The sequence below is a fragment of the Rhizobium sp. BK289 genome, assembly GCF_014193575.1.
Classification (GTDB): domain Bacteria; phylum Pseudomonadota; class Alphaproteobacteria; order Rhizobiales; family Rhizobiaceae; genus Rhizobium; species Rhizobium tropici_C.
The window spans coordinates 39436-53586 of the sequence record NZ_JACHZO010000007.1; the positions used below are offsets into that span (position 1 = coordinate 39436).

A 14151-nucleotide genomic window follows, 5' to 3' on the forward strand; every position below is an offset into this window, starting at 1 on the left:
GTCATCGCACCTGATCGAGCAGACGTTTGCATTCCAAAAGATCGTAGAGCGTTTCCTGCAGCAAAGCGCGATCTTCCTTGCCGACGCTGGATTTGCCGATGGAAACATCCGGTACGCCATCGTCGCCGCTCACGAAATTGAAGAAACGGCGGCTAATCGGCGCTTTGGCGCGGCCGACGATCTGATCTTCCTCGGCATTGCCGGAGCTGACGCGGGGCTCGACGGTGGCAGGTTCCTGTGCGGCGGCAAGCGCTTCGACGCTGGCAAGATCGCCATGGCCGACCGCAATGACAAACTTGTTGCCGTTGGTCTTCAGAAGCTTCTGAACACCCTTGATCGTATAGCCGTGATCATAGAGCAGATGGCGGATGCCATTCAGCAGGTCGACGTCCTCGGGGCGATAATAGCGCCTGCCGCCACCGCGCTTCATCGGCTTGATCTGCGGAAACCGGGTTTCCCAGAACCGTAGGACATGCTGCGGCAGATCAAGGTCTTCCGCGACTTCGCTGATCGTGCGAAATGCATCCGGGCTCTTGTCCATCATCTTACTCCTACAGGGCGCGAGCGGCGCCATCGGGCCGGATCACGCAAGAGGAGGTATGGGATCCCTACCCTCCTGCGATGCGACTCACCATATTTCAACGGTTTGGCGGCGGAAATTCAAGTCATCTCTTCAGCCGCTGCACAGGCAAACGCCGAACGGCAGGCAACAGCGCATCAAAAAGGCCGCAGAACAAGGCATGCGGCCGATATCGATATGGAATCTCCGGGACGGATCAGGAGGCAGGATTTGCCGGCTTGGTCTTCGCCTTGCGGCTTGCATGCGCTTTCAGGATGCGCGTCTTGAGGACATTCGATGCCTTGAAGGTCATGACCCGCCGCGGCGAGATCGGCACTTCCTCACCGGTCTTCGGATTGCGTCCGATACGCTCATTCTTGTCGCGCACCTGAAACGTCGCGAACGAGGAGAGTTTCACGGTTTCACCACGCACGATGGCGTTGCAAATTTCATCGATCACAGTCTCGACGAGCTCAGCCGACTCCGTTCGGGAGAGACCGACTTTCCGGAATACCGACTCCGCCAAGTCTGCGCGCGTCACTGTCTTGCCCGTCATAGCTCCCCGCCCATATCAATGCGTAATCTTCTTCAAGCCTTGCGAGACTATTGCCCTTGTGCCGCACGGTCAAGCTCTTGTTCGGAACGGCTTTTAGAGATACGGCGCTACCAACGCAGCAGCACCGCTCCCCAGGTGAAGCCGCCGCCCATGGCCTCCAGCATCACCAGATCGCCTTTCTTGATTCGACCGTCACCGGCCGCAACGGCAAGCGCAAGAGGGATCGATGCCGCCGACGTATTGCCATGAAGATCGACGGTGACCACAACTTTCTCGGGAGCAATTCCCAGCTTCTTGGCCGAGCCATCGATGATGCGGCGATTGGCCTGATGCGGCACCAACCAATCCAGATCATCAGGGGTGGTGCCCGTCGCATCGAAGGCAGCCTGAATGACATCGGTGATCATGCCGACGGCGTGCTTGAACACTTCACGGCCCGCCATGTGCAGTACACCGACCGTGCCTGTCGTGGAAGGACCGCCATCGACATAGAGCTTGTCCTTGTGCGCGCCATCGGAGCGCAGGCTTGCCGTGAGCACGCCGCGATCTGTCGTGGCGCCGCTTCCCTCGCCTGCTTCCAGGATCAGCGCGCCGGCGCCGTCTCCGAAGAGAACGCAGGTCGTGCGGTCCGTCCAGTTGAGGATGCGGGAAAAGGTCTCGGCCCCGATGACGAGGACGCGCTTGGCAAGGCCGCCACGAATATAGGCGTCAGCCGTCGTCACCGCATAAACGAAGCCGGTGCAAACGGCCTGTACGTCGAAAGCGAAGCCATGATGCATGCCGAGCCGGTTCTGGATATTCACCGCCGTTGCCGGAAAGGTATTGTCCGGCGTCGAGGTCGCGACGATGATCAGATCGAGATCATCCGGCGTCAAACCGGCATTGGCGAGGGCGGCGCGAGCCGCCTGCTCGCCCAGGGATGCCGTCGTTTCGCCTTCACCGGCAACATGGCGCTGGCGGATGCCCGAGCGCTGGACAATCCAGTCGTCGCTCGTGTCGACGATCTGCTCCATCTCGGCATTGGTCATGACGCGTTGGGGGAGCGCCGCCCCGAAACCGCGGACTATTGAACGGATCATTCTGCGTGTACCCCGTCGCTCATGCCGCTTCCGGCCCGATCGGGGGCAGCCGTTTGGCATGATATTTCTTCAAGTCGTTTTCGATTTTCTGCGTGAGACCGTTCTTGGCCATGTCGTAGCCGACATCGATGGCGGCCGCGAAGGCTTCGGCATTCGCGCCGCCGTGGCTTTTGATGACGATGCCGTTGAGACCCAGGAACACACCGCCATTGACCTTGCTCGGATCGAGCTTTTCCCTCAGCAGGTCGAAAGCGCCCTTGGCAAAGACATAGCCGATACGCGCCAACAGCGTGCGCGACATGGCCGCGCGCAAATAGGCGGCGATCTGCTTTGCCGTGCCTTCCGCCGCCTTCAGCGCGATATTGCCGGAAAAACCTTCCGTGACGACGACGTCGACGGTGCCCTTGCCGATATCGTCACCCTCGACGAAGCCCGAATATTCGAGTGATTCGAGATTGGCTTCGCGGATCAGGCGGCCGGCATCCTTGACGTCTTCCTGGCCCTTGATTTCCTCGACGCCGACATTCAGCAGGCCGACGGTGGGGCGCTCGATCTCAAAGAGCGCGCGCGCCATGGCGCCACCCATCAGGGCGAAATCAAGCAGCTGCTGTGCATCGGCGCCAATGGTGGCGCCCACATCGAGCACGATGCTTTCGCCGCGCAGCGTCGGCCAGATCGCGGCGATCGCCGGACGCTCGATATTGGCCATGGTGCGCAAACAGAACTTTGCCATCGCCATCAGCGCACCGGTGTTGCCGGCGGATACGACGACATCGGCCTCGCCCACCTTCACGGCTTCGATCGAACGCCACATGCTGGAAACGTAACGGCCTCGACGCAAGGCCTGGCTCGGCTTCTCATCCATGCTGATGGCGACATCGCACTCGTGAAGGACGGATTTTTCCCGAAGCTTCGGATATTTGGCGAGGACCGCTTCGCAGCGATCCTTCTGTCCGTACATGATAAAAGTGATATCGGGATGCCTATCCAGCGCCTTGGCCGCGCCGGGAACAACAACCTCTGGGCCAAAGTCGCCACCCATTAGGTCAAGAGAAATTCTGATCACGCGTCCCTAGTCCTTTTTCTCCGCCAGCCTGGCGAATTTGGCGTCAAAATACCGTTTTCTCCCCCGGTTACAACTGAATTGTGCTCAATTGCCAAGGAGGTCTATTCCTTTTTCCAGTCTTTCAGAACGGCGAATGGCGAAGGTTTCTTGTCATCTTCGTCCGTGTCTTCAATGTGCGCATCGAACTCGACTCCAGGCTTGCGTGGATAGGGATCGATGGCAAGAGCCGCGAATTCCGCAACCACCGCGCCGGCGTCGATCGTATCACCCGTAAAGGTCTCCGGAAGGTCCGGACCGTCGGGATCAAGCACCATTTCGCCCGCATCCATGGAGGGTGCACGTGCCAGCTTTGAGTCCTCGGGCACAAAAATATGCTCGAAATCCTCGTCGATCTCGGATTCGACCGGCTCCAGCGTCACCACGCAGGCCTGAACGATTTTCGCCCTGACATTACCCTTGATGCGAACGCCATCGCGCTTCCAGCGCGAGATCTTGAGATCGGCGTCGAGCTTGCCCACCGAAAGCACATCCCAAAGGGCGGCAAGCCCGGCCAGTTCGCGATCATCCGCTTCGATATGCACGTCCACCGGGTTGGCGGAAATGTGGCCGACCTTCACCGGATAGGAAAATGGCGTTTCGTCGGAATCATGTCTTTTCATTTTTCTTCTCCTAACCGGGCTGTCGGTCGAGTTTGGGCGGTTGCGGCAGCGTCGCGGATCCCGTGGCGATCTGATCTTCGGTTACCGCCGCCAGATGCGCTTCCGCCGTCAGCATCCAGCCAGCCAACGCGGTCATGGAAGCCGCCGCCTGCTCCCCTTTGGGATAGATGTTGCGCTGTAGCGCCGTGGCAAGCGCCGCGCGATCATTGCCATCCATGGCAGCCGCATAGCTTTCAAGCCGCCCATAGAACATGCCGGCCAGCTTCTTCATGCGTTTCGGCACGCTGTTGTCGCCAATCCCAAGTTCGCGGATCGAATAATCGATATCTTCGAAAAACGCATCCACAATTTCCTGTGCGAGTTCCTGGCCGCTGGTTGTCGACGACCGCGTGCGGCGGAAAAACAGGATCATCATCACGGACAGCAATTCGAAGCGCCCCATCACCGTATCCGGCACGTCATAGTCGGTATAGAAAACCGGCTGCCGCGCCATGGTTGTCAGGACCTCATACTGCCTGACGACGATGATCTGATTGTGATTTCTTTTGCGGAAGAGCCCAAAAATCATGAGAATCCCGGAATTGGCTCCTTCAGAGCGCGCCGTTTTTGCTTGGCCGTGTTGCATCCACGCAAAAGCTGGTTTACCGAAGCAGGCGCGAATTGCAATGCCGTTTGTGCCCGCTTCGAGGCTCCTGCCCTTACCGTCGTCACGTTGTGCATGATCGGTGATGAAGAGTGCCGAACAACGTCTTTGTGCCTTTTCCAATCGCGGAAAGGCCACAATGATGTGCACAGCAAGGTCATACCGGCCGTCCGGCCATCGGATTGATTCATTAGGGGAGATGAGATGTCGTTGACCAGACGGTATTTCAAGTCTGACATTACTTTCAGCAGCGGTGCCGCCATCGCCCTGGTGATTGCGACCTTGGGACTTTCAGGTTGCAAGACCAGTGAGGTCATGAACAACGGTTACATCTTCGATCCGCAGTCGCTCGCGCTTGCGCCGGTCGGCTCCAGCCGCGAGCAGGTTCTGCTCTCGCTCGGCACGCCGTCGACCACCGCGACCTTCGACGGCGAGGTCTTCTATTATATCTCGCAGAAGCGCACCCGCGCCGTTGCCTTCATGAAGCCGAAGCTGGTCGACCAGAATATTCTGGCGATCTATTTCGACAAGGACGGCGTCGTAAAGCAGGAAGCCAACTATACGCTGAAGGACGGCAAGGTCTTCGACATGATCAGCCGTACGACGCCGACCGGCGGCCGCGACATCACCTTCCTGCAGCAGATCCTGCAAGGCAGCGGCAACGGCGTCAACGGGGCGAGAAACTTCCTCAACAACCTCAACCCGGGCCAATAAGCCGGGAAGCGTTCCAAAGAAAACCCGCGAGACAGGCCTGTCTCGCGGGTTTTCGTTATACGTTCGGTTTGCTTTCTTTGATCTTCTCCGGGCTTAACCCGCAAGAATGGCGAGCAGAAGCAGAGCCACGATATTGGTGATCTTGATCGCCGGATTGACGGCCGGGCCCGCCGTGTCCTTGTAGGGATCGCCGACGGTGTCGCCCGTGACCGACGCCTTGTGGGCTTCCGAGCCCTTCATATGGCGCGTGCCGTCCTTGTCGACGAAGCCGTCCTCGAAGCTCTTCTTGGCGTTGTCCCATGCACCGCCGCCAGACGTCATCGAAATGGCGACGAAGAGGCCATTGATGATCACGCCGAGCAACGATGCGCCAAGGGCTGCGAAAGCCGAAGCTTTGGAGCCGGAGAGCAGCAGGACGCCGAAATAGACGACGACCGGCGCCAACACCGGCAGCAGTGACGGGATGATCATTTCCCGAATGGCGGCCTTGGTCAGCAGATCGACGGCGCGGCCGTAATCCGGGCGTTCCGTGCCCTGCATGATGCCCGGCTTCTCGCGGAACTGCCGGCGCACCTCCTCCACGATCGAGCCGGCGGCGCGGCCAACGGCCGTCATGGCGATGCCGCCGAAGAGATAGGGAATGAGGCCACCGAACAGCAGGCCGGCGACGACGTAAGGGTTCGAGAGCTCGAACGAGATCGTGCCCACATTGGCGAAATACGGGAACTTGTCGCCGTGCGCCGCAAAATATTGCAGGTCGTTCGAGTAGGCCGCGAACAGCACCAAGGCGCCGAGACCGGCCGAACCGATGGCATAGCCCTTGGTGACGGCCTTGGTGGTATTGCCGACCGCATCCAGAGCATCGGTGGATTTGCGCACCTCCGGCGGAAGATGCGACATTTCCGCAATGCCGCCGGCATTGTCGGTGACGGGGCCGAAGGCATCGAGTGCGACGATCATGCCGGCGAGGCCGAGCATGGCGGTTACCGCGATCCCGGTGCCGAACAGGCCGCCAAGCTGATAAGTGGCGATGATGCCGCCGACGATGACGATTGCCGGCAGTGCCGTCGATTCCAGTGAGACGGCAAGCCCCTGGATGACGTTGGTGCCGTGACCGGTGACCGAAGCCTGGGCGATGGAATTGACCGGCCGCTTGTTCGTGCCGGTATAATATTCAGTGATGACGACGATCAGCGCCGTGACGATCAGGCCGACGATGCCGCAGGTGAAGAGCTTCGCGCCGGTGACTTCGAAGCCACCGACTGTGCCGACCGAGCCCCAGCCGACGGTCAGCGAGGTAGCGATCGCCAGGCCGATGATCGACAGGACGCCGGTGGCGATGAGGCCCTTGTAGAGGGCGCCCATGATGGAACCATTGGCACCGAGCTTCACGAAGAAGGTGCCGATGATCGAGGTGATGATGCAGGTGCCGCAGATCGCCAGCGGATATATCATCGCGGAACCGAGGAGCGGCGACCCGGCGAAGAAGATCGCAGCGAGAACCATGGTGGCGACGACCGAGACTGCATAGGTCTCGAACAGGTCGGCCGCCATGCCGGCGCAATCGCCGACATTGTCGCCGACATTGTCGGCAATGGTGGCGGGGTTGCGCGGATCATCCTCCGGAATACCGGCTTCGACCTTGCCGACGAGGTCGCCGCCGACGTCGGCGCCCTTGGTGAAGATGCCGCCGCCGAGACGGGCGAAAATCGAAATCAGCGACGCGCCGAAGCCGAGCGCCACCAGCGCGTCGATGACATCGCGCGAGCCGGCTTCATGGCCGAGAATGCCGGTCAGGACGTAGAAGTAGATGGAGACGCCAAGCAAGGCGAGGCCCGCGACCAGCATGCCGGTAATGGCGCCCGACTTAAAGGCAATATCAAGGCCAGCCGACAGGCTCTGCGATGAGGCCTGCGCGGTGCGGACATTGGCGCGTACGGAGACATGCATGCCGATGAAGCCTGCGGCGCCTGAGAGGATTGCGCCGATCAGGAAGCCGAAAGCGGCTTCGGACGACAAAAGGAGCCATGCCGCGATGAAAACGATGATCCCGACGATGGCGATGGTTCTATATTGGCGCGCCAGATAGGCTTGCGCTCCTTCACGAATATACCCGGCAATCTCCTGCATGCGGGCGTTGCCCTGATCGGCTGACAGCACCGATCGGGTTGCCCATACGGCGTAGATCACCGAGAGCAGTCCGCATGCGATCACTCCTAAAAGAATCGACATTTCGCTTTTTCCCTCCAAAAAAGCCGGCGGTTCACTCCGCCCCCGGCCGCCTGCAACAACGCTCAGCCCCCTCCTCCAGGGGAAGAGCAATGTGCAGTTGCGAGATTGCTGTCGGGATAACGTCGCGTCAAGACCGCCCGCGGGTAAAATACCCGCAGGAGGTTCAAAAGAATATTCGAAGGTGAAATCAGGCGCGAACGAAGGAAACGAAAGTGGCCTGCGTTACGATTTGCGCGCTCGGCGAACCTTATTTCTTGGCTTCGCCGCGAACCTGCTTGGCGATTCGGTCGAGCACCGCATTGACGAGCTTGGGCTCGTCCTCTTCAAAAAAGGCGTGAGCGATCTCGACATATTCGGTGACGATGACCGGAACAGGCACGTCCTTACGGTCGAGGAGCTCGAATGTGCCGGCGCGCAGGATGGCGCGTACGGTGCTGTCGAGACGTGACAACGCCCAGTCGTCCTGAAGGGCCGACCCGATCAGGGGATCGAGCTTGGTTTGATCGCGCACGACACCCGACACGATGGAACGGAACCAGGAGGCATCAGCCTTCAGATAGGTCTCTCCGTCCAGTTCCTGCCCGAGACGATGGGCCTCGTATTCAGCCACCACCTCCAGAACGCCGGTTCCGCCGATATCCATCTGATAGAGCGCCTGCACCGCCGCAAGGCGCGCAGCGCCTCGCTGGTTGGCGGGCTTTGCCGGTCGCTCGTTATCCTGATTGCTCATGAATTATGCACCCAACTTCTCTTTCAGCGCGATCATGGTCAGCGCCGCACGGGCAGCGAAACCGCCCTTGTCCTTGTCCGAACGGCGCGCACGCGCCCATGCCTGCTCATCGTTCTCGACGGTGAGGATACCATTGCCGATCGCGAGGGATTCGCTGACGGCCAGATCCATCAGCGCTCGCGAGGATTCATTGGCGACGATATCGAAATGATAGGTTTCGCCGCGGATGACCATGCCCAGGGCGACATAGCCGTCATAGACGACGCCGCCATTGTCGCCGCCGTCGAGCGCCATGGCGATCGCAGCCGGGATCTCCAGCGCACCGGGAACGGTGACGATATCATAGGTCGCGCCAGCCTCGTCGAGAGCAGCCTTGGCACCGTCGAGCAGTGCATCGGCCATATCGTCATAGAAGCGGGCTTCGACGATAAGGATATGGGCATTGGAAGAGCTGGTCATACATCACCTGCGGATTGAGAGGGCGCGGCACCTTGTCAGGCCGGGTCAAACCACGGCGGGCCTCGCTTGGCAAGTGTTTTTAATGGCTGGCGCCAATTCCGGCCCTATTTGGAAATCACCGGCGCAACGCGAAAATTGTGGCTTTCGCCAACGCAACCGCTTCGATAATAATTCAAAGCCTGCAAAGGGGAGGTTCATGACAAAGAAATCCGCACCCGCCGTCAATGTCGGCGCGCTCGAGCTGGAGCGTTGGCAACAGGGCAGCTTCTTTGCCGGCAGCGATATCTCCTTCGGAGCGTTGCTCGGCCTGAAGAATCTCGGGATCAGCTATAGCGAAGTCCCGCCCGGCAAATCCGGCTGTCCGTTTCACAACCATCATGTCGAGGAGGAACTCTTCGTCATCCTCGACGGCGAAGGCGAATATCGCTTCGGCGAGCAGCGTATCGCAATCAGCAAGGGCGACGTATTGGGCGCCCCCGCCGGCGGCTCGGAAACGGCGCATCAGCTGATCAATACCGGCCCCGGCGTGCTCATCTATCTCGCCATTTCCACCAAGGCACGAACCGAAATCGTCGAATATCCCGATTCCGGCAAGTTCCTGGCGAAGACCAATAATGACGGCAAGGCGACGTTCCGTACGATCGGCCGCGCCGCCGCCGGCAACCTCGACTACTGGGACGGCGAGCCCGGCGCCTCGAACGACTAAGCATCACCAAGGGACAGAGTTCAGCAAAGCTCCATATCTCCATGACCCATATTCCGACACTGACGACCGATCGCCTGCTGCTACGCGGACACAGAGTCGATGATTTCGAAGAATTCCTCGACCTCTGGAAACACGAGGAGATCGTTCGCTTTATCGGCGGCGAAATGCCGACACGTGAACAGGTCTGGGCCCGCCTCCTGCGCTATGCCGGCCTATGGCATCATCTCGGCTTCGGCTTCTTTGCCGTCGAAGAACGCCAAAGCGGCAAGCTGATAGGCGAAGTCGGTTTTCTCGATCTGCACCGTGACATGACGCCGATGACGGAAGGCACGCTGGAGGCCGGCTGGGGCATTACGCCGCCAATGCAGGGCAAGGGCTATGCGACAGAAGCCATGAACGCAGCGATAGCCTGGGCGGACAGCCAGTTCGCAGACCGGCGCATGACCTGCATCGTGGACCTGGAGAACGTACCGTCGCTGCGGGTTGCCGAAAAGATCGGTTTCCGGCGCATCGGCGAAGTAACGTTCAAGGACAGATGCAATGCCATATTCGAGCGCTAGGCGGCGTTGCGGGTGAGTGTCATGCCGGTTTCGGGGGATAGGTTTTCGGTCAGACCTTACGGACCGGGTGATGCCCAAGCCACGATCGACATTTTCCTGAGGGCCATTCGCAAGGTCGCGTCGAAGGACTACAGCCCGGCTGAGATCGCCGCCTGGGCGAAGGTCGACGATGCCGAGATCTGGGCGCAATATCGCGCCAGCCGGCCGACCTGGCTTGCGTTGGATGGCTCCACGCCCATCGGCTTTACCGATCTGAAATCGGATGGTTGCCTCGACATGATGTTCGTTTCGCCCGATTATCAGGGAAAGGGCGTGGCCAGCCTACTGCTTGCAGCGGTCGAAAGAGCTGCGCGCAAACAGGGCCTTCAACAGATTTTCACCGAAGCGAGCTTGACCGCCCGCCCCTTCTTCGAACGCAAGGGTTTCGGCGTCGTGGCCGCGCAGCGGGTCGAAAAGCGCGGCCAGACATTGTCGAACTTCCTGATGGAAAAAGCGCTCGCATAAGCTGGCGAGGCGCCGATCGACGCTTCCCCACAGCAAGCCTATGAAATCTAAGCTTCGCTGACGACCGGGAATTCCGCCAGCCGGGCGGCGTAGCGGGCCATGGTGTCGACTTCGAAATTGACGAAGTCACCGGCCTTGCGCTCGCCCCAGGTCGTGACCTCAAGCGAATGGCGGATCAGGAGCACATCGAAATCAGTCCCATCGACGGCATTGACGGTCAGCGAGGTGCCATCGAGCGCGACCGAACCTTTGGGCGCCACGAATCTTGCGAGATGTTCCGGCGCGCGCAGGCGGAAGCGGGTCGCATCACCTTCGGCCGTGACCGAGAGGATTTCCGCCTTGCCGTCGATATGGCCTGATACGATGTGGCCGCCGAGTTCATCTCCGATCTTGAGGGAGCGTTCGAGGTTGACCCTGGAACCGGTCTCCCACGTGCCGATCGTCGTCAGGCGCAGGGCTTCTTCCCATGCCTCGACCTCGAACCAGCGTCCGTTGCTGCCCTCTTCCGGCAGGCCGGTGACCGTCAGGCAGACGCCGGCATGCGAGATAGACGCGCCCATATCGATCGTCGCCGGATCGTAATTGGTGGCAACGCGCAGCTTGATGCCCTCCTTCAAGGGAGAAATGGATTCGACCGTGCCGACATCGGTGACAATTCCGGTAAACATCAAAAACCTCTTTCAAATTCGTCGCAGCGGTCATCGCCGAAGCGGCTTTCGCCGATATGCATGAAACTTGCCGGGATATTGGATTTGACGACGGGCGATTCAATACCACCCTCGCCGATATCGGAAGGCCCCTGGAAGAGTAGGATGCGGTCGACCAGGTCAGCGGCGAGGAAACGCCGCGCCGTCTTGGCGCCGCCTTCCACCAGCAAGGAAGAGATGCCACGCGTGCCCAAGGCTTCCAGCAACTCTCCCGGTTCGCTCAAATTTGACTGCAACACTTCGACGCCGGCGGCATCGAGGGCTGCGCGGCGAGCCAAAAAGGCACTGTCGGTATTGTCGTCGAAGGACGGCGGATTGGCGGCAACGGCGATAACCGGATATTGCCGTGCCGTCCTTACCAGCTTGCTGCCAAGCGGCAGCTGAAGATCATCGTCGATGACGATGCGCAAAGGTGAACGGTATTCCAGGCCGGGAAGCCGGCAGGTCAATTCCGGATCGTCTGAGATCGCGGTGCCGATACCGACGAGAATGGCGTCGCTTTCGGCCCGCAGCATCTGCACCTGCGCCCGCGAAATGTCGCCGGTGATGCGCACCTGCCCTTTGCCCGTCTTGCCAATCATGCCATCGGCGGAAATGGCAAGCTTGAGAGTCACATAGGGGCGGTTTCTCGTCTGGCGCATGAGATAGCCGGCAAGAGACCGCCTGCCCTCCGTTTCCAGAATGCCGGCATCGACTTCGATGCCGGCTTCGCGCAGCATGTTGATGCCGCGCCCGGAAACGCGCTGATCGGGATCGGTGACGCTGATGACGACACGCGCCACCCCATAGGCAATCAGCGCCTCGGCGCAGGGCGGCGTCTTGCCATAGTGGGAACAGGGCTCGAGCGACACATAGGCGGTGGCGCCTCGCGCCGCCTCGCCCGCCTCGGCCAGGGCCTGAGGCTCGGCATGCGGGCGACCGCCCAGCGCTGTTACGGCGCTGCCCAAAACGACGCCATCCTTGACGATGACGCAGCCGACGGACGGATTGGTCGAGGTCAGCCCAAGATGCCTGCGCGACAGGCGGATGGCCGCGGCCATGAAACGCTCGTCCTCGGGCCGCGGCGCCATGGTCAGGGATCCAGCGGATCGCGGGCGATCTTCGCGTTGATCTCTTCGATCACGTGCTCGAAATCTTCCGCATGCGAAAAATCGCGATAGACGGAGGCATAGCGCACGAAGGCGACGTCATCGAGGCTCTTCAGCGCCTCCAGCACCTGCAAACCGATCTGCTCGGAGCTGATTTCGGTCTCGCCGGAGCTTTCAAGGCGACGGACGATGCCGGACACCGCGCGCTCGATCCTGTCCCTATCGACCGGACGCTTGCGCAGTGCGATCTCGAAGGAGCGCACCAGCTTGTCGCGATCGAACGGCACCTTGCGGCCCGTCTTCTTGATGACCATCAATTCGCGCAGCTGAACGCGCTCGAAGGTGGTGAAGCGGCCGCCACAATCCGGACAAATGCGCCGACGGCGGATGGACGTATTGTCCTCCGCCGGGCGCGAGTCCTTGACCTGGGTGTCTTCTGAGCCGCAGTAAGGGCAGCGCATGCGCTCTCCTTAGCCCATGTAGCCGTACATCGGGAAGCGGTCAGTGAGCTTGACCACTTTCTCGCGCACGGCAGCCTCGACGGCGGCATTGCCTTCGTCGGAATTGGCGACCTTCAGGCCATCGAGCACTTCGATGATCAGATTGCCGATTTCCCGGAACTCGGCTTCCTTGAAGCCGCGCGTCGTACCGGCCGGCGTGCCGAGGCGCACACCGGAGGTGACAAAAGGCTTTTCGGGGTCGAACGGAATGCCGTTCTTGTTGCAGGTGACATAGGCGCGGCCAAGTGCGGCTTCCGCACGCTTGCCGGTGGCATTCTTCTTGCGCAGGTCGACCAGCATCAGGTGGTTGTCAGTGCCGCCGGAGACGACGTCGACGCCGCCGGAGATCAGCGTTTCGGCAAGCGCCTTGGCGTTCTTGACGATCTGAGCCGCATAGTCCTTGAAATCAGGCTGCAGCGCTTCGCCGAGGGCAACGGCCTTGGCGGCGATGACGTGCATCAGCGGACCACCTTGAAGGCCGGGGAAGACGGCCGAGTTGAACTTCTTGGCCAGATCCTCGTCGTTGGTAAGGATCATGCCGCCGCGCGGGCCGCGAAGCGACTTATGCGTGGTCGTGGTGGCGACATGGCAATGCGGGAACGGCGACGGATGCTGGCCGCCGGCAACGAGACCGGCGATGTGGGCCATGTCGACCATCAGATAGGCACCGACGCTGTCGGCGATCTCGCGGAAGCGCTTCCAGTCCCAGATTCGGGAATAGGCGGTGCCGCCGGCGATGATGAGCTTCGGCTTGTGCTCTTCGGCCTTGCGCTGCACTTCGTCCATATCGAGCAGGTTGTCGCCTTCGCGAACGCCGTAGGACACGACGTTGAACCACTTGCCGGACATGTTGACCGGCGAACCATGCGTCAGGTGGCCGCCCGAATTGAGGTCCAGGCCCATGAAGGTGTCGCCCGGCTGCAGGAGCGCAAGGAAGACGGCCTGGTTCATCTGCGAACCGGAATTCGGCTGGACGTTGGCAAAGTTGACGCCGAACAGCTTCTTGGCACGCTCGATGGCAAGCTCTTCGGCGATATCGACGAACTGGCAGCCGCCATAATAGCGCTTGCCAGGATAACCTTCGGCGTACTTGTTGGTCATGATCGAACCCTGCGCTTCCAGAACGGCGCGCGAGACGATGTTTTCCGAGGCGATCAGTTCGATTTCGTGACGCTGACGACCAAGCTCCTTGCCGATCGCACCAAAGATTTCCGGATCGGTATCGGCAAGCGAGCGATTGAAGAAGGGTTCGGTGGACGCATTGGTCATCGTGAAAGCTCCTGAACGGGCCGGAACGGCAATGCAGACGGTATTAGCGTCAGGGTCGCCGGAGAGCAATACGATCAGCGACATTTGCTGGGCAAACTACGATGAGCGACGCCGGCGAAC

Annotated in this window: 17 protein-coding genes; 4 read left to right on the plus strand and 13 right to left on the minus strand. The window is 60.5% G+C overall.

The features are described 5' to 3' along the window. Position 1: 1 nt before the first annotated feature. From FHT84_RS14860 to FHT84_RS14885, 6 genes are all read right to left on the minus strand, one after another. Entirely contained in the window at positions 2-541 is a 540-nt protein-coding gene (locus FHT84_RS14860) for a MerR family transcriptional regulator (protein ID WP_112344161.1), read from the minus strand. Positions 542-776: 235 nt separating this feature from the next. Then, positions 777-1115: an integration host factor subunit alpha gene (locus FHT84_RS14865; protein WP_112344160.1), complete on the minus strand. Its 339-nt coding sequence runs from the start codon at positions 1113-1115 to the stop codon at positions 777-779. 107 nt (positions 1116-1222) lie between these two features. Further along, positions 1223-2194 (minus strand): beta-ketoacyl-ACP synthase III, encoded by a 972-nt coding sequence (locus tag FHT84_RS14870; protein ID WP_113250645.1) that lies wholly within the window; start codon positions 2192-2194, stop codon positions 1223-1225. A 19-nt stretch (positions 2195-2213) separates the two neighbouring features. Next, positions 2214-3260 carry a phosphate acyltransferase PlsX gene (gene plsX, locus FHT84_RS14875; protein WP_112344158.1) on the minus strand — a complete coding sequence of 349 codons (1047 nt, stop codon included), beginning with the start codon at positions 3258-3260 and terminating at the stop codon, positions 2214-2216. Positions 3261-3361: 101 nt separating this feature from the next. Further along, positions 3362-3919, minus strand: coding sequence for a DUF177 domain-containing protein (locus tag FHT84_RS14880; RefSeq protein WP_112344157.1), 558 nt, complete (start codon positions 3917-3919; stop codon positions 3362-3364). Between the two features lie 10 nt (positions 3920-3929). Then, positions 3930-4544, minus strand: coding sequence for a ubiquinol-cytochrome C chaperone family protein (locus tag FHT84_RS14885; protein ID WP_181592412.1), 615 nt, complete (start codon positions 4542-4544; stop codon positions 3930-3932). A 222-nt stretch (positions 4545-4766) separates the two neighbouring features. Here FHT84_RS14885 and FHT84_RS14890 point away from each other — a divergent pair, with 222 nt between their 5' ends. Further along, positions 4767-5276, plus strand: a complete 510-nt coding sequence (locus FHT84_RS14890; RefSeq protein WP_112344155.1) for an outer membrane protein assembly factor BamE — start codon at positions 4767-4769, stop codon at positions 5274-5276. Positions 5277-5369: 93 nt separating this feature from the next. On the opposite strand, the gene FHT84_RS14895 is transcribed toward FHT84_RS14890, so the two are convergent. The 3 genes from FHT84_RS14895 to ribH form a co-directional block, all read right to left on the minus strand. Next, positions 5370-7508, minus strand: a complete 2139-nt coding sequence (locus FHT84_RS14895) for a sodium-translocating pyrophosphatase (protein WP_112344154.1) — start codon at positions 7506-7508, stop codon at positions 5370-5372. A gap of 247 nt (positions 7509-7755) precedes the next feature. After that, positions 7756-8238, minus strand: coding sequence for a transcription antitermination factor NusB (gene nusB, locus FHT84_RS14900; protein ID WP_112344153.1), 483 nt, complete (start codon positions 8236-8238; stop codon positions 7756-7758). Positions 8239-8241: 3 nt separating this feature from the next. After that, positions 8242-8697 carry a 6,7-dimethyl-8-ribityllumazine synthase gene (gene ribH / locus FHT84_RS14905; protein WP_112344152.1) on the minus strand — a complete coding sequence of 152 codons (456 nt, stop codon included), beginning with the start codon at positions 8695-8697 and terminating at the stop codon, positions 8242-8244. 196 nt (positions 8698-8893) lie between these two features. Here ribH and FHT84_RS14910 point away from each other — a divergent pair, with 196 nt between their 5' ends. From FHT84_RS14910 to FHT84_RS14920, 3 genes are read left to right on the plus strand one after another with little or no spacing between them, the layout of a single operon-like run. Continuing rightward, positions 8894-9403: a cupin domain-containing protein gene (locus tag FHT84_RS14910; protein WP_183763169.1), complete on the plus strand. Its 510-nt coding sequence runs from the start codon at positions 8894-8896 to the stop codon at positions 9401-9403. Positions 9404-9444: 41 nt separating this feature from the next. Then, the gene (locus FHT84_RS14915; protein WP_112344150.1) at positions 9445-9963 is read left to right on the plus strand and encodes a GNAT family N-acetyltransferase; all 519 of its coding nucleotides are present in this window, start codon (positions 9445-9447) and stop codon (positions 9961-9963) included. A gap of 21 nt (positions 9964-9984) precedes the next feature. Beyond that, positions 9985-10467, plus strand: a complete 483-nt coding sequence (locus FHT84_RS14920; RefSeq protein WP_113250647.1) for a GNAT family N-acetyltransferase — start codon at positions 9985-9987, stop codon at positions 10465-10467. A gap of 47 nt (positions 10468-10514) precedes the next feature. Here FHT84_RS14920 and FHT84_RS14925 read toward each other — a convergent pair whose 3' ends face one another. The 4 genes from FHT84_RS14925 to glyA are packed head-to-tail and all read right to left on the minus strand — an operon-like array spanning position 10515 to position 14031. Continuing rightward, entirely contained in the window at positions 10515-11135 is a 621-nt protein-coding gene (locus FHT84_RS14925) for a riboflavin synthase (protein WP_113250648.1), read from the minus strand. Further along, complete coding sequence (gene ribD, locus FHT84_RS14930; RefSeq protein ID WP_113250649.1) at positions 11135-12244, minus strand: bifunctional diaminohydroxyphosphoribosylaminopyrimidine deaminase/5-amino-6-(5-phosphoribosylamino)uracil reductase RibD; 1110 nt, start codon at positions 12242-12244, stop codon at positions 11135-11137. The genes FHT84_RS14925 and ribD overlap by 1 nt, the downstream gene beginning before the upstream one ends. 2 nt (positions 12245-12246) lie before the next feature. After that, positions 12247-12723 carry a transcriptional regulator NrdR gene (gene nrdR, locus FHT84_RS14935; protein ID WP_112344147.1) on the minus strand — a complete coding sequence of 159 codons (477 nt, stop codon included), beginning with the start codon at positions 12721-12723 and terminating at the stop codon, positions 12247-12249. Positions 12724-12732: 9 nt separating this feature from the next. Further along, on the minus strand, positions 12733-14031 hold the full coding sequence (glyA, locus tag FHT84_RS14940; protein ID WP_069616242.1) for a serine hydroxymethyltransferase: 1299 nt from the start codon (positions 14029-14031) through the stop codon (positions 12733-12735). Positions 14032-14151 lie beyond the last annotated feature (120 nt).